This is a genomic window from Lacinutrix cladophorae, from assembly GCF_053604645.1.
Genome location: NZ_JBSHNR010000121.1, coordinates 84,326 through 109,139 on the forward strand (window position 1 = coordinate 84,326; position 24,814 = coordinate 109,139).

Genomic DNA, 24,814 nt, shown 5'->3' on the forward strand with positions numbered 1-24,814 from the left:
AATAAATATTTAGATATATGAAAAAAATAATGTTCTTCTTAGCCATTACTTTTAGTTTAACCGCTTGTAAAAAAGAGACTAAAGAAAACGGAAAACTCAACATAGTAACCACCACGACCATGATAACAGATCTGGTTAAAAATGTTGGCGGTGAATATGTAAACACGCAAGGTTTAATGGGTTCTGGAGTAGACCCACATTTATATAAAGCCAGTGAAGGTGATGTTACAAAACTAGTAAACGCAGATATTATTTTTTATAATGGTTTACATTTAGAAGGAAAACTAGTAGAAGTTTTTGAAAAAATGGGAAGTAAAACCAAAACCCCTATCGCTTTAGCGGAAGTTATTGATAAAAGCACCTTGATTGGTTCCGATTATTTTGCTTCTAATTACGACCCACACGTTTGGTTTAATATTGAATACTTTAAACAATTCACTAAAAAAGTAACTCAAGTGTTATCGGAAAAAGATCCTGCAAACAGCTTAAATTACAAAGAAAATGAAAAGCAATATCTAGCAAAATTAGAAACGCTAGAAACGAAGATTAAAGCAACAATTAAAACGCTTCCAAAAGAAAAAAGAATTCTAGTAACAGCGCATGATGCATTTAATTATTTCGGGAAAAATTATGATTTTGAAGTGGTTGGTTTGCAAGGGTTATCTACTGCAACAGAAGCTGGTGTTCAAGATGTACAAAAATTAGCTACATTTATAATAAATAAAAAAGTGAAGGCTGTTTTTGTAGAAAGCTCTGTACCTAAACGTACTATTGAAGCGCTACAAGCAGCTGTAAACTCTAAAAATCATGAAGTTGTTATTGGCGGAACACTGTATTCGGATGCCTTAGGAAATGATGGAACCGCAGAAGGAACTTACATTGGCATGTTTGAATATAATGTAAATACTATTGTAAATGCTTTAAAGTAAGTAGGCAGTATTGAGTAGCAATTTGCAGTGCGTACTTGGTTAAAAACAAATTATAATACTTAAAACAAAAATATAAATGGAACTTGAAATTCCGACACAGTCGGAAAACATCAAAATTCAGAAATAATGAGCGAAAGAACAAAGATGCGAAGCAAAGCTTCAAGCACGAAGTTCTGATAGTGAATGTTGCTTTAGCAATTTCCTAATTTTGATCGTGATCTTTTGGTTCGTTTTGCATCAAGGCAAAATGAACAGAAATAAAATTATGAAAGAACAATCACAAAATAAAGAGACTCCTACCTATTCAGGAGTATTAGCAGTAAAAGTTGACGATTTAACCGTTGCATACAACTACAAACCTGTACTTTGGGATATTGATTTAGAAATTCCAGAAGGTGTTCTTATGGCAATTGTTGGTCCAAATGGCGCTGGAAAATCTACACTTATAAAATCTATTTTAGGCATCTTAAAACCAATTGCAGGAAGCGTTTCAATTTATGGTAAACCATATGACAAACAACGTAAATTAGTTGCCTACGTGCCACAAAAAGGAAGTGTAGATTGGGACTTCCCAACGACAGCCTTAGACGTTGTTATGATGGGAACTTACGGAAGTTTAGGCTGGATTAAAAGACCTAAGCAAAAAGAAAAAAAAGCAGCTTTAGAAGCTTTAGAAAAAGTTGGAATGCTTGCCTTTAAAAGTAGACAAATTAGTCAGCTTTCTGGAGGGCAACAACAACGAATATTTTTAGCCAGGGCTTTAGTACAAAACGCATCCATTTATTTTATGGATGAACCTTTTCAAGGAGTGGATGCAACAACTGAAATTGCAATTATTAATATTTTAAAAGAATTACGAAAAGCTGGTAAAACAGTTATTGTAGTACATCACGATTTACAAACCGTTCCAGAATATTTTGATTGGGTTACTTTTTTAAATGTGAAGAAAATTGCTACAGGTCCTGTTAAAGATATTTTTAACGATGATAATTTAACCAAGACCTATGGAATTAATTATAAAGTAAGTATTCAAGAGTAATAAACTCCTGCGAAGGCAGGAATCTTAAAAAGTAAAAAAAGAACAGATTGCCACAAATTTCTTTAGAAGTTTAGCAATAAAAAATATAAATGAATGGTCATCCTGAACTGGATTCAGGATGACAATAAAATAGATTATGCGTCTTTACGCAGAATAACAAAACAAAAACAATTCACGAATCAAGGAAGAGATTTCTGCTTTAACGGGTATTATGGACATAACAGAATACATAAAACTAGTTTTTACAGACTACACGCTAAGAACCATCACACTTGGAACTGCAATTTTAGGAGCAGTTACAGGCATGCTTGGTAGTTTTGCTGTACTAAGAAAACAAAGTCTTCTTGGTGATGCCATTTCGCATGCTGCTTTACCTGGAATTGCAATCGCTTTTTTAATAACTGGAGCAAAAGACACAAATACATTATTAATTGGTGCTTTGGTTAGTGGTCTTATTGGCACCTTCTGGATTCGAGGAATAATCACAAAAACACATTTAAAAAGTGATACTGCTTTAGGTTTAATTTTATCACTCTTTTTTGGTTTTGGTATGTTACTACTTACTTTCATACAAAAACAACCAAATGCAAACCAAGCTGGTTTAGATAAGTATTTATTCGGACAAGCAGCAACACTTGTAGAAAGTGATGTTTGGTTAATGGCTATTGTTACAGGAGTTTGCCTATTAGTACTCTTACTATTTTGGAAAGAATTTAAAATACTATTGTTTGATGCAGATTACACCAAAACCTTAGGGTTTAACACCAGATTTATAGATGTTTTAATTACTAGTTTTATTGTTTTAGCAATTGTATTAGGCTTGCAAACCGTTGGTGTTGTTTTAATGAGTGCTATGCTACTTGCTCCTGCTGCTGCTGCAAGACAATGGACCAATAGTCTTAGTACAATGGTTTTTCTTGCTGCCATTTTTGGTGCATTTTCTGGTGTCTTTGGTACAGCAATTAGCGCCAGCCAAAACAATCTTTCTACAGGACCAGTAATTGTATTAGTCGCTGCTGTTTTTGTAGTATTTTCTTTTATCTTTTCACCAAGTAGAGGATTGCTTTTTAAACAAATTCGTTTTATTAAAAATAGACGGGATTTAGAGTTACATAAAACTTTAGCGTTTATGTATCATATAGCAGAAACACATGAAAATATTTCGCATCCGCATGCCATTAAATTATTAAATAACTTTCAAGGTTTTACAAAGAAAACGCTTCAGAAACTAGTGGAGAAAAATTATGCAACTATTGATGGTTCGATGTGGAGTTTAACCGATTTAGGTTTTGAAACTGCAGCCAATTTATACACCAAACAATCTACAGAAGATGAATAGTGCGCAAATAGAAATACAACTTATTGCAAGCTTAGTAGCTATTGCTTGCGCGATTCCGGGAACCTTTCTTGTATTAAGAAAAATGGCTATGATTAGTGATGCTATTAGTCATTCCATCTTACCAGGAATTGTAATTGGGTTCTTTATAACACAAGATTTAAACTCTCCGTTACTAATATTACTAGCTGCGTTTACCGGAATTATTACTGTGGTTTTAGTAGAATATATTCAGAAAACAGGTTTGGTAAAAGAAGACACGGCCATTGGCTTAGTTTTTCCTGCGCTGTTTAGTATTGGTGTTATTTTAATTGCAAAAAACGCGAATGACGTGCATTTAGATGTCGATGCTGTTTTACTTGGCGAATTAGCCTTTGCTCCTTTCGATCGGTTATTTATTGGCGGAACAGATGTTGGTCCGAAATCCCTTTGGATTATTGGCTCTATTTTAATAACAACTATTGGCTTACTACTCGCTTTTTTTAAAGAACTAAAATTAAGCACTTTCGATAAAGGTTTGGCTGCTTCTTTAGGGTTTTCACCAGCAATTATTCATTATGGCTTAATGTCAGTAGCATCGGTAACAACAGTTGGTGCTTTTGATGCTGTTGGCGCCATTTTAGTGGTTGCCTTAATGATTGCTCCTGCTGCAACGGCATATTTGTTGACTACAGATTTAAAGAAAATGCTTGGTCTTGCTATTGGTTTTGGTGTGCTAAGTGCTATTTCAGGATATTGGTTTGCACACTGGTTAGATGCATCTATTGCTGGTTCTATAACCACTATGTTAGGCTTTATCTTTCTAATAGTCTTTTTATTTGCTCCCAGCAAAGGAATTATTGCTGTTATGTATAGAGAAAAACAACAACGTACCGAAGTATCTTTACTTACTTTTTTATTGCATTTAAAAAACCATACCGAAGAACGGGAACGCCATGTAAACCATTTGCAAGAACATATTAATTGGCAAAAAGTGAGAGCTAAAACCGTTTTAGATTTAGCCCTTAAAAACAATATGATTGTTTTTAATAAAAACATTGTTTCTTTAACTGAAAAAGGAGACACTTTCACCTCTAAAGCTATCGATTATATCATCACCAATGAAGATGCACAAATTGAAGATATGAAAGAAGATTTCTTTTTGTTTAGAGGGTAATAAAAATCAATTAACTAAAGTTTAAAAAGATGTTATACCCTGAAAGTTTTATATATATTTTCCGACTTTTGCATATCTAAATAACAATCATGAAAATACTAGAATACCTTACAGGAAAAGACGGAATAATGATTCTAGGACTAATTGTCTTAGTAGTCTTTATCATTCGAAAGTGGAAAGAAAAACGCTATTTTAAGCAAATGGAAAAACGATTTAATAATAAAAAGTAGAATTAAAAGCCACGTTCTTTTTGTAATTGCTCGTATGCTTTTTGAACTTGTTTAAATTTGTCTTCTGCTCCTTTTTTATGCTCCTCTCCTAAATGGGCGACTTTATCTGGATGATATTTTTTAGCCATAGTACGGTACGCTTTTTTAATTTCATCATTGGTGGCAGATTTTGTTATCTCTAAAATTTTATATGCATTTTCACTACTGTTATAAAACATCGCTTTAATACTATTATAATCTCTGGAGCTTATACCTAAATAACCAGCAATGGTAAATATTTGACGTTCTTCGTCTTCGGTAACCATTTCGTCTGCTTTAGCAATTCCGAAAAGAAAATGCATCAATTGTAAACGTGAAGCATGATCCATCATTTGCTTAATTTGCGTACAAACTTGACGCAATGGAACCGTTTGATTGTTTACACCTTTAAATAGCTTAAATGCTTTGTTCGCTCGATCTTTACCGTACATGCTTACAAATTGGCTACGTACAAAATCTAGTTCTCTTTGGTCTTGTACACCATCTGCTTTTATTACAACAGAAGCAAGAATGAGTAAGCTTACCTCGAAATCACCAGAAGTAGTTTGCGCTCTACGTTGTTGTTGGGTTCTATAGTTTGGCCTTCCGTTTTGCGATCTTCTTCTTTGTTGTGTTGGACGATCTCCTAAAAGCGGATTTCCATTTCCTGAAGACAACGTGTCTACAAAACTACCAAGTGCTAAACCTATAATGGCACCAATTGGCCCACCAAACGACCATCCTAAAGATGCTCCAATCCATTTTCCGAAACTCATGTTTTATTTTTTAAAAATCAAATATACTATTTGTTAGTTACAATGTGAATGCTTTTGTTACAGAAACCCTTTTGTAAAAAGGAACGCCAACTCAAAATTTATATAACATCAAGAGTTACTATTATCACATAATTATTTCGATTACGTCATTTTAGTACGCCATTGTGTCTTATAAAATAGCTATCTCATTAAATTGCATGGTTTTTGATTATATTTGTAAGAGATAAATTAATAAAATTAAAATTACAAAATATGTACCCAGCAGAATTAGTAAAACCAATGCGTGAAGATTTAACAAACGTAGGTTTTGAAGAATTACACACCATTGCAGATGTGGATGCAGCTATTGCAAAAGAAGGAACAACTTTAGTGGTTGTGAATTCGGTTTGTGGTTGTGCAGCAGCTAACGCAAGACCAGGAGCAAAAACTAGTTTACAAAACGCAAAAAAACCAGATCATATTGTAACGGTTTTTGCTGGCGTAGATAAAGAAGCAGTAAATAAAGCACGTGAATATATGATTCCTTTTCCTCCTAGTTCGCCATGTATGGCTTTATTTAAAAATGGAGAATTAGTGCATATGCTAGAGCGTCACCATATTGAAGGTAGACCTGCCGAAATGATTGCTGAAAATCTTACAGATGCTTATAATGAGCACTGCTAGTAAATTTTTAACACTATATGTTAAAGTTTAGTTTACACACAAACTAACAGTATTAAACCACGTTTTATAGACGTGGTTTTTTTATTTTTGAATCATTAATTTTAACAATTATAATGAGGAAAATTTTAGCATATCCTTTATCTTGTATCTATTACTTGTTTTTTGCGATAGCATTGCTGGTATTTCACCCAATACAATGGTTTTGTTTTAATGTTTTTGGCTACAAAGCGCATAAAAATAGTGTAGATGCTTTACAGTTTTGCCTAATGCGTTGCGTAAATCTTTTAGGTTCTAGACATTCGTTTTATAACAAATATAATATAGATACTTCGCAGCCAATAATTATTGTGGCAAACCACCAAAGCATGTCAGATATACCTCCAATCATGTGGTATTTTAGAAAACATCATGTGAAATTTGTTAGCAAAAAAGAATTAGGAAAAGGGATTGCTAGTGTGTCCTATAACTTACGCCATGGTGGATCTGTTTTAATAGATAGAAAAAATGCCAGACAATCTATTGTAGCTATTCGAAAATTCGCAGATTATATTGAAACCAATAAACGTGCTGCAGTTATTTTTCCGGAAGGAACAAGAAGTCGTGATGGCAAACCAAAACCTTTTCACACTAAAGGTCTTGAAACCTTAATAAAATATATTCCAAGTGCAGTAATTATACCAGTAACTATTAATAATTCATGGAAAAATCTACGTTACGGAAAGTTTCCTTTAGGAATAGGTAATCATTTAACTTTTACAGCACACAAACCGGTTACTAAAAGTGATTTTGAAACACAAGAATTATTACTGGAGCATATTGAAACAACAATAAAAAACAGTATTAAAATTTAGAAATTATGTCCATAAAAAATGTAAGATTAGAAGTAATGTCGTTTTTAGAAAAAGACATAGAATCCTTAATTCAGAAATATTTAATTCCTGTAGATACCATTTGGCAACCAACCGATTTTTTACCAAATAGTGAAGGAGATAATTTTTTGGAAGAAGTAAAAGAAATTAGAGAATTATCGAAAGAATTACCTTATGATTTTTGGGTCGTTTTAGTTGGCGACATGATAACCGAAGAAGCCCTACCAACTTACGAATCTTGGTTAATGGATGTAGAAGGCGTCGATCAAGTAGGAAGAAATGGTTGGTCTAAATGGGTTAGACATTGGACTGCTGAAGAAAACAGACATGGAGATGTGCTTAACAAATACCTCTACCTTTCTGGACGTGTAAACATGAAAGAAATTGAAAAAACGACACAACATCTTATTGCCGATGGTTTTGATATTGGCACAGATAGAGATCCTTATAAAAACTTTTTATATACCAGTTTTCAAGAACTAGCTACATATATTTCACACAATAGAGTTGCAAAAATTGCAAAACAAAAAGGAAACAAACAACTTGCTAAAATGTGTAAAATAATTTCAGGAGACGAAATGCGACACCATCATGCATATTGTGAATTTGTAGAACGAATTTTTGCTGTAGATCCTAGTGAAATGATGCTTGCTTTTCAATATATGATGAAGCAAAAAATCACCATGCCTGCTCACTTTTTAAGAGAATCTGGAAATAAAATAAGTTCTGCTTTTGAAGAATTTTCTAATACCGCACAACGTATTGGAGTATACACTGCTACAGATTATGTTGATATTTTAGAAAAACTTACTAAGCGTTGGGAAATCGATAAAATTTCAAACCTAACCGATGAAGCAGAGAAAGCTAGAGATTACCTAATGAAGCTACCCTCTAGAATGATACGAATTGCAGAACGTATGAAAATTCCGGAAAACTCTTTTGAATTTAAATGGGTAGAACCAGCAAAATTATAATCGTAAATGCAAACTTCAAATTCTATTATTGAAACTACTAAGCGTTTTGTAAAAGAAACGCTCAAAAATGCCGAAGGTGGCCATGATTGGTTTCATATTGAACGCGTATACAATAATAGCTTACTAATTGCTAAAAAAGAAGAAGTAAATGTTTTGGTGGTTTCATTAGCAGCTTTATTACACGACATTGCAGATAGTAAGTTTTATAATGGTGATGATACTGTTGGCCCAAAATTAGCTCGAGAGTTTTTATGTGAAGAAAATATATCTTTAGATATTATAGAACATGTCGTAGCCATTATTGCTAACATGTCTTTTAATAAATCTTTAGATGGTAATACCACCTTTACCTCAAAAGAATTAGAAGTGGTACAAGATGCAGACAGACTAGATGCTATTGGAGCTATTGGTATTGCGCGTTGTTTTAATTATGGTGGTTTTAAAGATAGGGCACTTTACAACCCTGATATTAAACCGAATCTAAATATGAGCACAGCGGCATATAAAAAATCGACCGCGCCAACCATTAATCATTTTTACGAAAAGCTTTTGTTGTTAAAAGACAAGATGAATACACAAACAGGGAAACAAATTGCCCTCGAAAGACACCAATATATGGAAGGCTTTTTAAAACAATTTTACGCAGAATGGAATGGAAAAAAGTAAACTCTAATTTTCTTTTGCAATTTCTAATGCTGTAATTTTATATTCTAAAGCTTCTAAACCCTCTCCACTTTCTATTATCTGCTCTGTGGTTAGATTGTTTTGTGAATTAACAAAATCAAGAATTTCTCTTTTTTTAATACTATAGTATTCTAGTGTTTTATCGATTTTATCGTCCATAAGCTTCTTATTGAATAATTAAACGCATTTCATTTCTATATTTGGATGCACTTTTACCAATAACTTCATTAAACACTTTATTAAAGTGTGAAAAATTATTAAAACCACATTCAAAACAAATATCAGTAATACTACTTTGACTTTCTGTTAATAGTTTTGTTGCATAAAATATACGACACTCGTTAACAAACTGTGTAAAGGTTTTACCTGTTACTTTTTTAAAATATCTACAAAATGCAGGAACAGTTAAGTTTACGTATGCAGCAATTTCATCTAAACTAATATGTTCTTGATAATTTTTATTAACATATTTAAAAATCTTATCTATTTTATTACTGTCTTGTGGTTGTGTTTCAAACATATAACCGTTTTCATTTAACAACACATAATCGGAACTCAACGCTAATAATTCTAATATTTCTAAAAGCTTAGTTACGCGTTTAATACCTTCATATTTAGGCAGTTTTTCTATTTTTGGGCCAACGATTTCTTTTATTTCTCTTTTAAATAAAATTCCTTTTTTAGAACGTTCTATTAACTGCGTGATGTTTTTCATCTCTGGCAGTTTATTAAAAAGATCCCCTAAAAACTCTGGATGAAATTGCAACATCGTTTCTTTACCTTTAGAAGTCAAACGATCTGTAAACCCGTTATGAGGCAAATTAGATCCTATTAATATCAATTGACTGTTATTAAAGTATGAAAGATGATTACCTATATGCCTTCTCCCTTTTCCTTTATTTACATAAACTAATTCTAATTCAGGGTGAAAGTGCCAAAAAGCTTCACTTCGTTTTCGCTTTTTCGTTTTTTGTATAGCAGTTATGGAGCTACCAAAATCTGGTGTAATCTTTTTAAATGTAGGTTTTAATTGCACAATAAAAATCAGTTATTATATAATACAGCAAAATTACAACTTTTAATAGTCTTAGAGTATGGTAATTTACCACTAATATATACTATATTAACATATAACGTTTTCGATACTATTAACTAGGGTAAAATAGTATATATAGTTGTAAAAATAGATGCTTTTTAAACTCTTCTATGTCTATAACTTTGTCCTCAGAATAATTAAACCCAAATAGTTATGAAAAAATTCATAAAAAACATTAAAAATCTAGGAGCTCAAATGTTAAGTGTACTAGTAAACGCAAACAAGTCTTTAAATCAAGAACCAATTTAGAAAGTTGTAAAAGAAAACAACATAAATTATAAAATAAAATATCATGAAAAAATTCATAAAAAACACTTTAGTACTTGCAGTATTGTTTACTACATTACTAGCTAACGCAAATGCTCCTTTAAATCCTTTAAACGATGCAAGAAGAACAACTTTAACATTAAATAATGTTAAAGAAGGAAACGAACTTTTAATTAAGAATACATTAGATATCGTTATTTACAAAGAATTAATTGAAAATTCTGGGGACTACACAAAAGGGTTTGACTTAACAGCATTACCAAATGGTGAATACTTTTTTGAATTAGTAAAAGATTCTGAAATTAAAATTATTCCTTTTCATGTTTCTAATAATATGATTGCATTTAATAATGGAGAAGAATCAACAATCTTTATACCTTCTATAAGAAATAAAGAAAATAAAGTGTATATCTCTAAATTATCTTTAAACCAACAACCTTTAAATGTTGAGGTTTTTTATGAAGATATAGAAAACAATGACTTCCATTTAATTTATTCTGAAACGATTGAAGATTCAAGTAATATTGCTAGAGTTTTAAATTTAGACGAAAACAAAAAAGGAAGATATAGAATAGTTACAAAAACCGAAGGAAGAACTTTTGTCGATTATATACAGTTTTAGTTAGATTTATATAATACTCTTCAGTTTATTAAAAGCGAGCAACAACTGCTCGCTTTTTTGTTTAACAATGTTATTCGAAATTCTTTTCAACAACTTAAAAATGACAAAAAAAAAACAGTCTATACTAAATTAACTTTAATATGTTATATTTTATCACAACTAATTAGTAATCAATATTTTAAGTTAAAATACTATATATAATAGTAAATATAGATGTTTTGTAAATCCCCCTTTAGATATAGCTTTGTCTATATAATCATTAAACCTATTAGATTATGAAAAAATTAATGAAAAACACTTTAGTATTAGTAGTACTATGTACGACTTTACTAGCAAATGCAAATGCACCTTTAAGTAATTTAAATGATGCAAAAAGAACCATGTTAACATTAAATGATGTTAAAGAAGGAGACGAGCTCTTAATTAAGAATACACACGGGATTATTCTATACAATGAATTAATTCAGAATTCTGGTAAATACATAAAAGGATTTGATTTAACAGCATTACCAAATGGCGATTACATTTTTGAATTGAACAAAGCATTAGAAATCGAAGTAATTCCTTTTCAGGTTTCTAATACCATAGTGGTATTTGAAAAAGATAAAACCAAAACAATCTTTAAACCGGTAATTAGAAACAATGCGAATAAAGTATATGTCTCTAAATTATCCTTAGATCAAAAACCATTAGAAATTAATGTACACTACGAAGATACAGAAGGGAATGAATTTTATTTAATCTACGAAGAAACTATTGAAAAAACAACCAATATTGGTAGGATTTTAAGCTTAAATCCAGAACATAAAGGAAAATATGAAATAGTAATAAAAACGGAAGGAAGAACCTATATTAATAATATAGAATTATTATAAAATTCTCTATTCTTATTTAATTAAAAAAGCGAGCATAACTGCTCGCTTTTTTAATACCTAATTTGTTCTTTTAAAAAATTATTTCCCTGGAAAATCTGCTTTACGTTTTTCTAAAAAGGCTGTTGTACCTTCTTTAAAATCTTCGGTTCCAAAGCATTTTCCAAATTGTTTTATTTCTAATTTATAACCATCTTTTCCTTCTTTATAATTGGCATTAATTGCTTTTATAGCTTTACCAATTGCAACGGTAGAGTTACGCATAATTTTACCCGCAATTTTTTCTGCTAAAGGCAGTAACGCTTCTAATGTTGTAACATGGTTTACTAGACCGTAATTTTTAGCTGTTTCTGCATCAATCATTCCTGCTGTCATTATCATTTCCATAGCACGACCTTTACCAACTAATTGTGGTAAACGTTGTGTTCCTCCATAACCAGGAATTACACCAAGAGACACCTCTGGCAATCCCATTTTAGCTGTATCACTTGCTACTCTAAAATGACAAGCCATTGCCAATTCTAAACCACCACCAAGAGCAAAACCATTAATAGCAGCAATTACTGGTGTTTTTAAATTTTCAACAAAATCAAACAATAACGCTTGTCCTTTTGCAGCAAGCTTCCCTCCGTTCTCCACGCTAAAATTCGCAAACTCACTAATATCTGCTCCTGCAACAAAGGCTTTTTCTCCACTACCAGTTACAATAATAACCTTTGTGTTTTTGTCTTTATCTGCATCTTTAAACCCTTCGTGTAATTCTTGAATAGTTTCTTTATTAAGTGCATTTAATTTGCTTGGTCGATTAATGGTAATTGTTGTAATCCCTTTTTCTGTTGTAGAAAGTATGTTATTATATGCCATAAAAGTGCTATTTATATTCCCTAAAGAAAGGGAGTTGTCTATTATTATATTTTTCGCAAAGAACGCGTCAACAAGTGCAACCCGTCCATTTGTTTTGATTATAAATTTATTTTTTAGGAAAAGTAACTGTAAAAGTTGTACCCATACCTAATTGAGATGTAAAGGTAATGCTTCCGTTATAAGTTTCCATAATATTTTTAACCATTGCAAGTCCTAGTCCCATTCCGCTAGATTTGGTGGTGAATTTTGGTTCAAATATTTTTATTTTATTTTCCTCTGTAATGCCTATTCCATTATCTGAAACTGTTATTTTTACCTCCTCATTTTCCTCAAGCACTTTCACTACAATTTCTGGAGTTCTATCTTCAGGAATTGCTTGAATACCATTTTTAATTAAATTAGTAACTACTCGAATTAATTGTGTTCTATCAAACTTAGCAATAATTTCTTCCTTATTCGATGAAAACGCTATAAATTCTTCCGTAAAAATATCTAAAGAAAGGTCTACTATTTCTACAACATTAAGCATTTCATTTTTCTGTGCTGGCATTTTTGCAAAGTTCGAAAATGCAGATGCAATAGAACTCATTGTGTCTATTTGTTGAATTAACGTTTTACTATACTCGTCTAATTTTTGATAAATATTTTCATCTAAAGGATCAAACTTACGCTGAAAACTCTGTACAGTTAATCGCATGGGAGTTAACGGGTTTTTTATTTCATGAGCGACCTGTTTCGCCATTTCTCGCCAAGCCTGCTCTCGCTCACTTGTAGCTAACTGTACAGCACTTTCTTCTAACTCATCAATCATACTATTATACGATTTAACAAGCGCTGCAATTTCCACTGTTGCAGAGTCTATTTCAATTTTTTGATTGCGTTTTTCTAGTCTTGTTGTATTAATTTTGTCACTTATGGTATTCAAAGATTTAGTAATATATTTAGATAAAACATAAGCCAATCCTACTGCCATTAATAACATAAACAAATAAGCAAAACCAATACGTTCTAGAAATTCATTTAACTCTTTTGCTAAAAAATCATCATTCTCTAATAATGGTAAATTTAAAATAGCAATTGGTTTCGATTTTTGATCTTTTATATATGTAAAAGAAGATTGATACGTTTCTCCTCCAACTTTTCGTTTTAAAACATATCTATGCTCTACGGTATTTGCCAAAGCATTTAAAACTTCGGCATTTAAACAGGTTTGTAAAGAATCTTGCGTTAAAGCTGCAATAGAAGATTTTAATAGTTGACCATCTAAATCATAGAGATTTATAGGCAAATCATGTGTAGAAGCAATTTTGTAAATTTCATCTTTAAAAATAAATGGAATTTTTTCGGTTTTAACCTCAAAAGATGTTTCTTGAATTACAAAATTGATATGTCTTTTTATATTAGACTCTTTACGCTCTAACCTTTGCGTATGGTAGTCTATTGTTTCTTCTTTATTTTGATAAATAGCTACTGCTGTAATTAATATCGATGCAAAAAACACCAAAAAAATCATGGCAATAAAAATTCGAACTCGTAAAGACAGTTTTTTTAATCTCATAGAAATGCCTGTATAAACTAGGGATCTTAAATTAGTGTTGTAATTGTCTAAATATAACAATAATCACACCAAATACATTGCATGTAAAATTCAATATTAAATTAAGCTTCTGGATTTCTATTTCGAATGTTTTTATAAAGTTTAAAACCTAACATTAACAAAACACCTAAAACAAGAATTCCTACAACTCCAAAAATCCAATTAAAAGCGCTTTTAAGTATAACCAAAAATACAACAGCAAACAGAATAAAGGTTGCGCCTTCGTTCCATAAACGCATAAAATTAGAAGTTTTTTTAACCAGTCCCTTTTGCAATTGTTTGTAAAACTGATGTGTTTTTAAATGATAGATTATTAACAAAACAACAAAGGTTAATTTAACATGCATCCAAGGTTGTTGCAACCAAAAAGGTTGTAAAACAAGTAACCAAATTGCGAAAACAGTTGCTAAAATTGCAGAAGGCCAAGTAATAATATTCCATAAACGTTTGGCCATTAATTTAAGTTGTTTACCAAGGATCTCTTTGTCGGGTGAAGGTTTATGAAAAGCTTCAATTTGATACACAAAAAGCCTAGGAATATAAAATAAACCAGCAAACCAAGTAATAACAAAGATAAGATGTAACGCTTTTATGTAGTTATAATAATCCATAGCTATATTACGATAAAAAACCGTTTTCAGACCAATTATTCATCCATTTAGCAAGTAATGCAACCCAAGCATCATCATCATTTAAACAAGGAACAGTTGTAAATTCTTTCCCTCCCATTTCATGAAAAATCTCCTGACCTTCCATAGCTATCTCTTCTAAAGTTTCTAAACAATCACTTACAAAAGCTGGTGTAATAATAGCCATATTTTGTACGCCTTCTTTCCCTAAACGCTCTATAGTTCTATCGGTATATGGCTGTAACCAAGGATCAAATCCTAATCTAGATTGAAACGATGTAGAAAAAACTCCTTTTTTAAATTGTAATTTTTCGGCAACCAATCTGGTAACCTCCAAACACTGATGCCTATAGCAAAACTCATGCGCCTTACTTGGTGTTGCACAACAGCTTCCATCGATTTTACAATGGGATTTTGTTACATCACTTTTTCTAATATGTCTTTCTGGAACTCCATGATAAGAAAACAATACATGGTCATAGTTTTTACCTTCTAAATGTCCTGCAATATTATTCGATAATACTTCAATATAATCCGGTTTATTATAAAAAGCTGGAACAGATTCAATTTTTATATTCGGAAAAAATTTTCGTTGCAATTTTTCTGCTAAAACCGTAATCGTTTCAGTAGTTGCCATTGCAAATTGAGGATATAACGGAAAAAGTAAAACTTCGTCTACGCCTTTATCTATTAATTCTTGAATCCCTTTTTTAATGGTCATAGTTCCATAACGCATGGCTAATGCAACAGGCATTTCTGTCTTTTTTTGTACTTTCTTTTGAAGCCTTTCCGAAAGAACAATAAGAGGAGAACCTTCTTCCCACCATATTTTTTTATATGCAGCTGCAGATGCTTTTGGTCTTGTATTTAAAATAATACCTTTCACCAACGCTGTTCTAGCCAAAACTGGCAGGTCAATAACTCTTTCGTCCATTAAAAACTCCCCTAAATACCTTTTAACATCTTTAGGTTCTGGGCTTTCTGGCGAACCTAGATTTACTAATAATATTCCTTTACTCATTTATATAGTGTTTTCCGCAAAGCGGAAATATTTAAGTTATAGATTGTATATATTTTTTTGGAGTAGTACCATATTTCTTTTTAAAAGCGGCAATAAAATGGCTAGATGTACTGTAACCAACTTTATGCCCAACTTCATTTACATTATGATCTCCTGATTCTAATAATTTTCTAGCGACTTCCATTTTGTAATCTAATAAAAAACTAAAAACAGAATCGCCATAAATTTGTTTAAAGCCCTCTTTAAGTTTCTTTAAACTTAATTCAATTTCATCTGCCAACTCTTGCAAACTTGGTGGCTCTGCCATTCTAGAGATAATAATGTCTTTTGCTTTTCTTATTTTTATTACGTTAGTTTCATCAACTAAAAAAGGACATTGCTCAATATCTGCATCTTCATTTCTATTAAAATACAAGCTTAAAAGCTCATAAGCTTTTCCTTTAAAATAGAGGTTCTTAATAGATTGATTTAAATTATAATGTATCAATTGGTTTAAAGCAATTGACATAGATGGAGAAATTTTTCCATCTTTATAATACTTTTTATCTTTATTATCATCACTTAAAAACGTGATATAATCTGCCTCTTGACTAAATAATCCGTGAAATTTTTTAATGGAAATTAAAAGCGTAACCAGCCAAGTATTTGTATTTACTTTTAAATGAATTGGTAAATCTCGTTGCGGATTATATAAAAGTAAAGATGTTTCGTCATCTATACTTAATGTATAACTTCCATTATTAAATAAGAACGCACCAGATCCTTTAATACAAAAATGAAACTGAATGAAACTACTATCTATTTCACGAGCTAAGGCTTCAACTGTCTGGTTTTCATTTTGATAAGTTAACACAAAAAAACCATCTTCTACTTTCGTTTCATTAAAAGTACCTTTAGCGACATTTTTTAAAGTTGTATTCTCTTTCATTTTTAAAATCTTATTTAGAATTGTTCTAAACAATTGTACTAAAAAGCACTGCTATGACTGCAAAAGTATGACATTTATCATATATTATTTAAAAAAAGTGCTAAAAAACCACAAACGACACTAAAAGTTCTTTTAGCGTTACTTTTATAGACATAACCGTTCTATTTTTGTCTGGTAATATCCAAATCAGGTAATGGAGCAATACAATATTTCTAAAGGCAATTCATTTTACGCAATTGGTTTAAGCTATAAAAAAGCGGACGCCGAAATTCGTGGGCACTTTAGTTTAGACTCAGAATCTAAAACAAACTTACTAGAACAAGCAAAACAAGAAGGCATTGAAAGCCTTATTGTTACTTCTACTTGTAACAGAACAGAAATCTACGGGTTTGCACAACACCCTTTTCAACTTATAAAATTACTTTGTGATAATACTAAAGGTACTGTCGAAGAATTTCAAAAAGTAGCATTCGTTTTTAAAAATAAAGATGCTATTTCACATATGTTTCGTGTTGGTTCTGGATTAGATAGTCAGATTTTAGGAGATTTCGAAATCATCGGTCAGTTAAAACACGCTGCATCACAATCTAAAAAAGAAGGTTTATTAAATCACTTTTCCGAGCGTTTAATAAATGCAGTTATTCAATCTAGTAAACGTATTAAAACCGAAACGAATATTTCCACAGGAGCGACTTCTGTTTCTTTTGCTTCTGTACAATATATTTTAAATGAAGTAGAAAACGTTTCACAAAAAAACATCCTACTCTTCGGAACAGGAAAAATAGGAAGAAACACCTGTGAAAATTTAGTGAAGCATTCTCAAAATGAACAAATCACATTAATTAATAGGACCAAAGATAAAGCCGAAGCGATTGCTGGAAAATTTAATCTCGTTGTTAAAGATTACAGTAATTTACAAGAAGAAATTCATACTTCAGATATATTAATAGTTGCTACTGGAGCTCAAATGCCAACAGTAGACAAACATATTGTGCAAAACAAAAAACCGCTTTTAATTTTAGATTTATCTATTCCGAAAAACGTAAACGAAAACGTAAACGAACTGGAAAATGTTACTTTAGTTCATTTAGATCATTTGTCTAAAATAACAGATGATACATTAGAAAAACGCAAAGAACATATTCCGTTTGCAGAACAAATTATTGAAGAGGTGAAAGCCGAATTTAATGCCTGGCTAGAAACCAGAAAATTTGCTCCTACCATTAAAGCTTTAAAGCATAAGTTACAAGATTTTAAAAATGCCGAATTAGATACGCAACGTAAAAAAATGGTAAATTTTAACGAAGAACAAGCGGAAATTATTGGTAATAAAATTATTCAAAAAATAACAAATCATTTTGCACACCACCTAAAAGATGATGCAATCTCTACAGACGAAAGTCTAGAACTCATAAAAAAAGTGTTTCAACTAGAAACAGCTACAAAAAATGTCTAAAACTATTAGAATTGGTACTCGCGACAGCGAACTTGCATTATACCAAGCCAACATCGTAAAAAGCCAATTAGAACATCTTGGTTATAAAACAATTTTAGTTCCTGTAAAATCTACTGGAGACTTACAACTAAACAAACCACTTTACGAACTAGGAATTACAGGAATTTTCACAAAAACGCTAGACATTGCTATGCTTAATGGTGATATTGATATTGCTGTACACTCTCTAAAAGATGTACCAACATTATTACCTAAAGGTATTATCCAAGCTGCTGTTTTAAAACGTGGTAATGTACGTGACACCTTAGTATACAAAACAACAGAAGAATTTTTAGGCGCTAGAGACGCAGTAATTGCAACCAGCAGTTTACGTAGAAAAGCACAATGGTTAAATCGCTATCCTACACATACTATAGAAGATATTCGTGGAAATGTTAATACGCGATTGCAAAAATTAGACGAAACAGAACATTTTGATGCAGCTATTTTTGCTGCCGCAGGAATTGGACGCTTAGGTTTACGTCCAGAAACTGCTGTCAATTTAGAATGGATGATTCCAGCAGCAGCTCAAGGAGCAATCATGGTTGCTGCTTTAGAAGAAGATGAAGAAACTAGAGCTATTTTAAAAGAAATTAACGATGAAGAAACACAAACTTGCACACAAATTGAACGTGAGTTTTTAAATCGTTTAGAAGGTGGGTGCACCGCTCCAATTGGTGCTCTTTGCTATATAAAAGAAGAAGAAATTCATTTTGATGGTGTTTTATTAAGTCCTAATGGAAGTAAAAAAATAACGGTACAACGTGTAAAACCTGTTGGAGAACATCATGACATTGCCCAATGGTGTGCAGACTATGTAATAGAAAAAGGCGGAAAACGCTTGATGGATGCTATTAAAGAATCTAACAAACCTACTAAAGTGTATTCTACAAAAGCACTTACCGAAGACCAACGTTTATTGGTAAATGACAACCTTGGTGTAGCAAGCTCCGATTTTGTAAAAATTAATAGCAATAGACTAAAACCGCAAGTAGTTAGAAACCCTATTAAAAATGTAGTAATTACAAGTCAAAATGCGGTAGAAGCTTTACTTCAAAATTTCTCCGCGGTAGAATTACAATTTGAAAATATTTACTGCGTAGGTAGAAGAACAAAACGTTTAATAGAAAAGCGTATTGGTAAAGTGAAACACACAGAACCAAATGCAACCAAATTAGCCACTTATCTAGTAGACTATATAGAAGGTACAGAAGTGACTTATTTTTGTAGCGACTTAAGACTAGATGCTATACCAACTATTTTAACAGAAAACAACATTACTGTTAATGAAATAGAAGCCTACCAAACCAAACTAGACGCTGTAAAACTTGAAGACACTGTTGAAGCGATTCTATTTTATAGTCCATCTACAGTACAGAGTTTCAAACAAGAAAACAATGTAAAAGATAATATGATTGCTTTTTGTATTGGAGAAACCACTGCCAAAGAAGCAAAAAAACACTTTAAAGACATTCGTATTGCAAAAGTACCAACAGTAGAAAGTGTTATACAATTAGTAAACGAACATTATATATAAGTGTTACAAGTTATTAGTTGTTGATTCCCTAACCTTTTACAACTATAAACTTCTAACCAACAACGATTAACTATGTTGAAAAACGATTTATTTTTAAGAGCATTAAAAGGAGAAACCGTAGAACGTCCACCAGTTTGGATGATGCGTCAAGCAGGACGCTATCTTCCAGAATTTATGGAAATAAAGGCCAAATACGATTTTTTTACACGTTGTCAAACTCCTGAATTAGCAAGTGAAATTACCGTGCAACCAATTCGTCGTTATGGCATGGATGCTGCTATTTTATTTTCAGACATCTTAGTCATTCCGCAAGCGATGAATATTGAGGTACAAATGAAACCAAACTTTGGTCCATATTTACCAAATCCTATTCGCTCTCAAAAAGACGTTGATAACGTTATTGTTCCTGACGTAACAGAAGCTTTAGATTATGTATATCAAGCTATAAAAGCAACCAAAGAAAAACTTAATGACGAAGTTCCATTAATTGGTTTTGCAGGTTCTCCATGGACCATACTTTGTTATTGCGTTCAAGGCCAAGGCTCTAAAAACTTTGATAAAGCAAAAGAATTTTGTTTTACAAACCCTGTTGCTGCGCATGGATTATTACAAAAAATTACAGACACCACCATTGCATACTTAAAAGAAAAAGTAAAAGCAGGTGTAAACGCTGTTCAGGTTTTTGATTCTTGGGGAGGCATGCTTTCTCCTGTAGATTATCAAGAATTCTCTTGGCAATATATACAACAAATCATTGATGCTTTAAAAGACGATGCTCCTGTAATTGCCTTTGGTAAAGGATGCTGGTTTGCGCTTGGTGAAATGGCTAAATCTGGCGCTTCTGCTTTAGGAATTGACTGGACATGCTCTGCAAGAAATGCAAGGTATTTAACCGGTGGAAACATCACGCTTCAAGGTAATTTTGATCCTACAAGATTATTTTCACCTCCAGCAGAAATCAAAAAAATGGTTACCCAAATGATAAACGATTTCGGAAAAGATAAATACATTGTAAACCTAGGTCATGGTATTTTACCAAACATACCATTAGAAAATGCAAAAGCATTTATAGACGCAGTAAAAGAATATAAAGCGTAAAATTTTGGGCGTTACCTACTTTTTTAAGTAACAATTCGTTTTTAATTACTACTTATAGGTGTAAAAAAGTAGGTCGCGCTTTCCGCAGTCGCTTTTTAGTTGCTTTTATAGCAACTAAAAGAGCTTCAACAAATGCTGTAATCGCTAACGCAAGGCTTAGTTTCAAAATAAAACTATGGTTAAAAACATACTAAAAGGCTTAAAAGCATACGCAAATAGTTTCGCATTAATATCCAAACTAAAGCTTTGGAAATTCTTTTTCATTCCAATCATTATTAGTTTAGTTACTGCATCTATTATTGGTTTTTCTGCGTATGGATTATCCGATAATGTTGGTAGTTTTATAGCTAAAATATGGTTTTGGGAATGGGGAAAAGAAACCTTCACTTCCATTTCCACTTTTATAGGTGGTATTGCCGTTTTAGCAATAGGTTTAATTCTATATAAACATATTATTATGGCACTTTCTGCGCCATTTATGAGCCCTGTTTCCGAAAAAATTGAAACACATCTCACAGGTATAGAAAGCCATTCGCACAGAGACACTTCCTTTCAAGAACAATTATGGAGAGGTATACGCATCAATATTAGAAATTTGGGAAAAGAACTTTTATTTACTATTCCTTTATTAATCCTTAAATTTATTCCAATAGTCAATATATTTTCAACCGTATTATTATTTTTAATGCAAGCCTATTATGCTGGCTTTGGTAATATGGATTATACGTTAGAGAGACATTTTAAATATCGAGAAAGTATTCAATTCATAAGAAAAAATAGAGGTGTTGCAACAGGTAACGGCATTTTGTTTATGCTCTTTTTATTAATACCAATTATTGGTGTTATTTTAGTACTACCTCTTAGTGTTACTGCTGCTTCTATAAGCACAGTAAACCTATTAAAAGAAGAATCTGAAAACAAAAACGCAATCTAATGAAAATGCAATTTGATGGTTTTGAAATTAATCCAATCCATAATGGAGATGCATGGAAAATCTGTGATTTTATAGTTGCTAATCAAGATCGTTTACAACGCTATTTTCCCAAAACATTAAAACAAAACCTTACACCTACTTTATCCCAATTGTTTGTCGACAAAAAAATAAAACAGTTTGAAAATAAAGAAGAATTTCTGTTCACATTAAAACAAACCGAAACTAGAGTATTAGCAGGAATAATTTATATTAAAGAAATAGATTACAAAAAACAACAAGGAGAATTTGCCTATTGTATTGATTACAATTTTGAAGGCAAAGGCTTAACCTCTAAAGCAGTCAAGTACTTATCCGCATATGCTTTTGATACTTTAAATTTAAAAACGCTTCAAATTATTGTGCATAAAAACAACACTCCAAGTGTAAGAGTAGCAGAAAACAATAGTTTTAAATGGATAAAAACCTTGAAAAACGAATTTACTCCAATTGGTGAAAACCCTTTAGATATGGAGCTATACGAATTATATAAAAATTAAATTATGCCACATTTTGTTATCGATTGCTCCGAAGATGTTCTCAATAAAATAGATGCTAAATCTGTTTTGTCTAAAGTACATGAAACTGCAAATAACAGCATGCTGTTTGATGAAGCAGATATTAAAGTTCGATTAAATCCTTTTAAAGAAAACTATTTGGTTGGCGGAAAAGAAGCACCTTTTATTCATGTTTTTGCAAACATCATGGAAGGCAGAACTACAAATCAAAAAGCGAAGCTTTCCAAAGGTATAGTAGCCCAATTAAAAACCATGTTTCCAGAGATTCCTTTTATAGCAATAAATATAAGAGATTTTGAAAAGGCAACATATTGTAACAAATCAATGGTATAAAATGAAAGATACATTTTTCAAATACATACATCAATTACAAGACACTATTACAGCTGGTCTAGAAAAAGTAGATGGTAAAGCAACCTTTCAAGAAGATATTTGGAAACGCCCTGAAGGTGGTGGCGGAAGAACACGTGTTATTGAAAACGGAAATGTTTTTGAAAAAGGAGGTGTTAATATTTCTGGTGTGCATGGAAAACTTCCAGACTCTATGCAAAAATATTTTGGTGTAGAAGATGCCGATTTTTTTGCTTGCGGTTTAAGTTTAGTATTACACCCTAAAAACCCAATGGTACCAACAGTACACGCTAATTGGCGTTATTTTGAAATGTATGATAAAGCAGGAAATATAGTAGACCAATGGTTTGGTGGCGGACAAGACCTAACACCATATTACTTGTTTGATGCAGATGCGACTCACTTTCACCAAACCTGTAAAACGGCCTGCGATAAGCACAACCCAGAATTTTACGCAAAGTACAAAGCACGTTGCGACGAATATTTTTACAATACCCATAGAAATGAAGGTCGTGGTATTGGCGGTTTATTCTTCGATTATTGCAAAGCATCAGAAGAAATGAGCATGCAAAACTGGTATGATTTTGTAACCGAAGTTGGAGATAGTTTCCTAGAAGCTTATCTTCCTATTGTAGAAAAAAGAAAAGATTTAAAATACACGAAAGAGCAACGCGATTGGCAAGAAATTCGTCGTGGTCGTTATGTAGAATTCAATTTAGTACATGATAAAGGAACCCTTTTTGGCCTAAAAACAAACGGAAGAATTGAAAGTATTTTAATGAGCCTTCCGCCACATGTACAATGGGTTTATAACCATCATCCAGAAGCAGGAAGTGAAGAAGAACGATTAATCGAAGTATTACAAAACCCGAAAGATTGGGTGTAATATGAAATGTTACTGCGGAAATAAAAAAACCTACCAAGCATGCTGTGAAGTTTTTCATCTAAACCAAGGGAAAACAGAAACAGCAGAACAATTAATGCGCTCTAGATACAGTGCTTTTGTATTGGCTAATGGCGATTATTTAATGCAAAGCCATCATGCATCTACAAGACCTACTGCCGAAAAAAAAGCCATTGTTACATGGGCAAAATCGGTAGAATGGATAAAATTAGAAATTCAAAAAACCACTAAAGGATTACTAGACGATACCGAGGGTACAGTAACATTTAATGCGTATTTTTATGAAAACGGAAACGTAGAAGTTATTCATGAAAAATCAGCATTTATAAAAGAAAAAAACAAATGGTATTACTTAGGTTATGCCAAAAATTAAAACATATGTATCCAATTAAAAGAAATAGAAGATTAAGAACCAACGAAGCTATTAGAAGCTTAGTAAGAGAAACCATTATTTCACCAAACGACTTCTTAGTGCCATTATTTGTAGTGGAAGGAAAAGGGGTAAAAGAAGAAATTGCATCCATGCCTAACTACTATCGTTACAGTTTAGATTTACTACAAGCAGAAGTAAAAGAACTTTGGAAACTAGGCTTAAAATCGGTGTTACTATTTGTAAAAGTACCCGATAGTTTAAAAGACAATAAAGGTACAGAAGCAATAAACCCAGAAGGCTTAATGCAACGTGCAATAAAAACGGTTAAAAATGCTTGTCCAGAAATGCTAGTAATGACCGATGTTGCTCTAGATCCATATTCCATTTATGGCCATGATGGTATTATTGAAAATGGAAAAGTAACGAATGATGCTACTGTAGATATTTTAGCAGATATGAGTGTATCGCATGCAGAAGCTGGAGCAGATATTGTAGCACCAAGTGATATGATGGATGGTCGTATTTTAGCCATTCGTGAAGCTTTAGAAGACAATGAATTTACAGATACAGGAATCATGAGCTATTCGGCAAAATATGCCTCTGCTTTTTATGGTCCTTTTCGAGATGCTTTAGACTCTGCACCTGTAGATGTACAAGATATTCCAAAAGACAAAAAAACCTATCAAATGGATTATGCCAATCGTTTTGAAGCCCTTCGTGAAACTGAAATGGATATTGATGAAGGCGCAGATATTGTAATGGTAAAACCAGGCTTATGCTACTTAGATATTGTACGTGAAATTAAAAATGAAGTGGATGTTCCAGTTGCAGTATATCAAGTTTCTGGAGAATACGCCATGCTAAAAGCTGCCTCAGAAAAAGGCTGGCTAGATCATGATGCCGTGATGCTAGAACAAATTACAGCTATTAAACGTGCTGGCGCAGATATCATTGCAAGTTACTTTGCAAAGGATGTTGTTAAATTATTATATTAAATA

At 32.1% G+C, this 24,814-nt stretch carries 28 protein-coding genes; 20 read left to right on the plus strand and 8 right to left on the minus strand.

Annotated features, from left to right (window positions below):
* Positions 1-17 precede the first annotated feature (17 nt).
* The 5 genes from ACVC3Y_RS13415 to ACVC3Y_RS13435 all read left to right on the plus strand — a co-directional run bounded on the left by ACVC3Y_RS13415 (position 18) and on the right by ACVC3Y_RS13435 (position 4,690).
* Positions 18-929, plus strand: a complete 912-nt coding sequence (locus ACVC3Y_RS13415; protein ID WP_303421672.1) for a metal ABC transporter solute-binding protein, Zn/Mn family — start codon at positions 18-20, stop codon at positions 927-929.
* Positions 930-1,194: 265 nt separating this feature from the next.
* Positions 1,195-1,968, plus strand: a complete 774-nt coding sequence (locus ACVC3Y_RS13420) for a metal ABC transporter ATP-binding protein (protein WP_303421670.1) — start codon at positions 1,195-1,197, stop codon at positions 1,966-1,968.
* Positions 1,969-2,179: 211 nt separating this feature from the next.
* Positions 2,180-3,307 carry a metal ABC transporter permease gene (locus ACVC3Y_RS13425; RefSeq protein ID WP_303421668.1) on the plus strand — a complete coding sequence of 376 codons (1,128 nt, stop codon included), beginning with the start codon at positions 2,180-2,182 and terminating at the stop codon, positions 3,305-3,307.
* Positions 3,300-4,460 (plus strand): metal ABC transporter permease, encoded by a 1,161-nt coding sequence (locus ACVC3Y_RS13430; protein WP_303421666.1) that lies wholly within the window; start codon positions 3,300-3,302, stop codon positions 4,458-4,460. Before ACVC3Y_RS13425 ends, ACVC3Y_RS13430 begins: the two co-directional genes overlap by 8 nt.
* Positions 4,461-4,549: 89 nt before the next feature.
* Positions 4,550-4,690, plus strand: a complete 141-nt coding sequence (locus ACVC3Y_RS13435; protein ID WP_452227173.1) for a hypothetical protein — start codon at positions 4,550-4,552, stop codon at positions 4,688-4,690.
* 2 nt (positions 4,691-4,692) lie between these two features.
* On the opposite strand, the gene ACVC3Y_RS13440 is transcribed toward ACVC3Y_RS13435, so the two are convergent.
* Positions 4,693-5,484 (minus strand): TerB family tellurite resistance protein, encoded by a 792-nt coding sequence (locus ACVC3Y_RS13440; RefSeq protein WP_303421664.1) that lies wholly within the window; start codon positions 5,482-5,484, stop codon positions 4,693-4,695.
* A 252-nt stretch (positions 5,485-5,736) separates the two neighbouring features.
* Here ACVC3Y_RS13440 and ACVC3Y_RS13445 point away from each other — a divergent pair, with 252 nt between their 5' ends.
* From ACVC3Y_RS13445 to ACVC3Y_RS13460, 4 genes are all read left to right on the plus strand, one after another.
* The gene (locus tag ACVC3Y_RS13445; protein ID WP_303421662.1) at positions 5,737-6,147 is read left to right on the plus strand and encodes a BrxA/BrxB family bacilliredoxin; all 411 of its coding nucleotides are present in this window, start codon (positions 5,737-5,739) and stop codon (positions 6,145-6,147) included.
* Positions 6,148-6,260: 113 nt separating this feature from the next.
* A complete protein-coding gene (locus ACVC3Y_RS13450) occupies positions 6,261-6,998 on the plus strand; it encodes a lysophospholipid acyltransferase family protein (RefSeq protein WP_303421660.1) in 738 nt (245 codons plus the stop codon).
* Between the two features lie 5 nt (positions 6,999-7,003).
* Positions 7,004-7,990 (plus strand): acyl-ACP desaturase, encoded by a 987-nt coding sequence (locus ACVC3Y_RS13455; RefSeq protein WP_303421658.1) that lies wholly within the window; start codon positions 7,004-7,006, stop codon positions 7,988-7,990.
* A 6-nt stretch (positions 7,991-7,996) separates the two neighbouring features.
* A complete protein-coding gene (locus ACVC3Y_RS13460; protein ID WP_452227174.1) occupies positions 7,997-8,656 on the plus strand; it encodes an HD domain-containing protein in 660 nt (219 codons plus the stop codon).
* A gap of 3 nt (positions 8,657-8,659) precedes the next feature.
* On the opposite strand, the gene ACVC3Y_RS13465 is transcribed toward ACVC3Y_RS13460, so the two are convergent.
* Complete coding sequence (locus ACVC3Y_RS13465) at positions 8,660-8,833, minus strand: hypothetical protein (RefSeq protein ID WP_303421654.1); 174 nt, start codon at positions 8,831-8,833, stop codon at positions 8,660-8,662.
* Positions 8,834-8,840: 7 nt separating this feature from the next.
* Positions 8,841-9,713: an AraC family transcriptional regulator gene (locus tag ACVC3Y_RS13470; RefSeq protein WP_303421832.1), complete on the minus strand. Its 873-nt coding sequence runs from the start codon at positions 9,711-9,713 to the stop codon at positions 8,841-8,843.
* A 349-nt stretch (positions 9,714-10,062) separates the two neighbouring features.
* Between ACVC3Y_RS13470 and ACVC3Y_RS13475 the strand changes: the two genes are divergently transcribed.
* The gene (locus ACVC3Y_RS13475; protein WP_452227175.1) at positions 10,063-10,659 is read left to right on the plus strand and encodes a hypothetical protein; all 597 of its coding nucleotides are present in this window, start codon (positions 10,063-10,065) and stop codon (positions 10,657-10,659) included.
* A gap of 275 nt (positions 10,660-10,934) precedes the next feature.
* Positions 10,935-11,534 carry a hypothetical protein gene (locus ACVC3Y_RS13480; protein ID WP_452227176.1) on the plus strand — a complete coding sequence of 200 codons (600 nt, stop codon included), beginning with the start codon at positions 10,935-10,937 and terminating at the stop codon, positions 11,532-11,534.
* Positions 11,535-11,612: 78 nt separating this feature from the next.
* Here ACVC3Y_RS13480 and ACVC3Y_RS13485 read toward each other — a convergent pair whose 3' ends face one another.
* The 5 genes from ACVC3Y_RS13485 to ACVC3Y_RS13505 form a co-directional block, all read right to left on the minus strand.
* Positions 11,613-12,395: an enoyl-CoA hydratase/isomerase family protein gene (locus ACVC3Y_RS13485; RefSeq protein WP_303421648.1), complete on the minus strand. Its 783-nt coding sequence runs from the start codon at positions 12,393-12,395 to the stop codon at positions 11,613-11,615.
* 106 nt (positions 12,396-12,501) lie between these two features.
* A complete protein-coding gene (locus ACVC3Y_RS13490) occupies positions 12,502-13,953 on the minus strand; it encodes a sensor histidine kinase (RefSeq protein ID WP_303421646.1) in 1,452 nt (483 codons plus the stop codon).
* A gap of 101 nt (positions 13,954-14,054) precedes the next feature.
* Entirely contained in the window at positions 14,055-14,603 is a 549-nt protein-coding gene (locus ACVC3Y_RS13495) for a CopD family protein (protein WP_452227177.1), read from the minus strand.
* Positions 14,604-14,610: 7 nt separating this feature from the next.
* Complete coding sequence (hemH, locus tag ACVC3Y_RS13500) at positions 14,611-15,642, minus strand: ferrochelatase (RefSeq protein WP_452227178.1); 1,032 nt, start codon at positions 15,640-15,642, stop codon at positions 14,611-14,613.
* A 31-nt stretch (positions 15,643-15,673) separates the two neighbouring features.
* Positions 15,674-16,570 (minus strand): helix-turn-helix transcriptional regulator, encoded by an 897-nt coding sequence (locus ACVC3Y_RS13505; protein WP_452227179.1) that lies wholly within the window; start codon positions 16,568-16,570, stop codon positions 15,674-15,676.
* Between the two features lie 193 nt (positions 16,571-16,763).
* On the opposite strand from ACVC3Y_RS13505, the gene hemA reads away from it, so the two are divergent.
* The 9 genes from hemA (at position 16,764) to hemB (ending at position 24,811) form a co-directional block, all read left to right on the plus strand.
* Complete coding sequence (gene hemA, locus ACVC3Y_RS13510; RefSeq protein WP_303421637.1) at positions 16,764-18,026, plus strand: glutamyl-tRNA reductase; 1,263 nt, start codon at positions 16,764-16,766, stop codon at positions 18,024-18,026.
* Complete coding sequence (gene hemC, locus ACVC3Y_RS13515; RefSeq protein ID WP_303421635.1) at positions 18,019-19,602, plus strand: hydroxymethylbilane synthase; 1,584 nt, start codon at positions 18,019-18,021, stop codon at positions 19,600-19,602. Before hemA ends, hemC begins: the two co-directional genes overlap by 8 nt.
* A gap of 72 nt (positions 19,603-19,674) precedes the next feature.
* Positions 19,675-20,700 carry a uroporphyrinogen decarboxylase gene (hemE, locus tag ACVC3Y_RS13520; RefSeq protein ID WP_303421633.1) on the plus strand — a complete coding sequence of 342 codons (1,026 nt, stop codon included), beginning with the start codon at positions 19,675-19,677 and terminating at the stop codon, positions 20,698-20,700.
* A gap of 175 nt (positions 20,701-20,875) precedes the next feature.
* A complete protein-coding gene (locus ACVC3Y_RS13525) occupies positions 20,876-21,634 on the plus strand; it encodes an EI24 domain-containing protein (protein ID WP_303421632.1) in 759 nt (252 codons plus the stop codon).
* A complete protein-coding gene (locus ACVC3Y_RS13530) occupies positions 21,634-22,170 on the plus strand; it encodes a GNAT family N-acetyltransferase (RefSeq protein ID WP_303421630.1) in 537 nt (178 codons plus the stop codon). Before ACVC3Y_RS13525 ends, ACVC3Y_RS13530 begins: the two co-directional genes overlap by 1 nt.
* A 3-nt stretch (positions 22,171-22,173) precedes the next feature.
* Complete coding sequence (locus tag ACVC3Y_RS13535) at positions 22,174-22,521, plus strand: 5-carboxymethyl-2-hydroxymuconate Delta-isomerase (RefSeq protein WP_303421628.1); 348 nt, start codon at positions 22,174-22,176, stop codon at positions 22,519-22,521.
* Position 22,522: 1 nt separating this feature from the next.
* Entirely contained in the window at positions 22,523-23,425 is a 903-nt protein-coding gene (gene hemF / locus ACVC3Y_RS13540) for an oxygen-dependent coproporphyrinogen oxidase (RefSeq protein ID WP_452227180.1), read from the plus strand.
* A gap of 1 nt (position 23,426) precedes the next feature.
* Entirely contained in the window at positions 23,427-23,816 is a 390-nt protein-coding gene (locus ACVC3Y_RS13545) for a YchJ family protein (RefSeq protein WP_452227181.1), read from the plus strand.
* A 5-nt stretch (positions 23,817-23,821) separates the two neighbouring features.
* Positions 23,822-24,811: a porphobilinogen synthase gene (gene hemB / locus ACVC3Y_RS13550; protein ID WP_452227182.1), complete on the plus strand. Its 990-nt coding sequence runs from the start codon at positions 23,822-23,824 to the stop codon at positions 24,809-24,811.
* Positions 24,812-24,814: the final 3 nt, after the last annotated feature.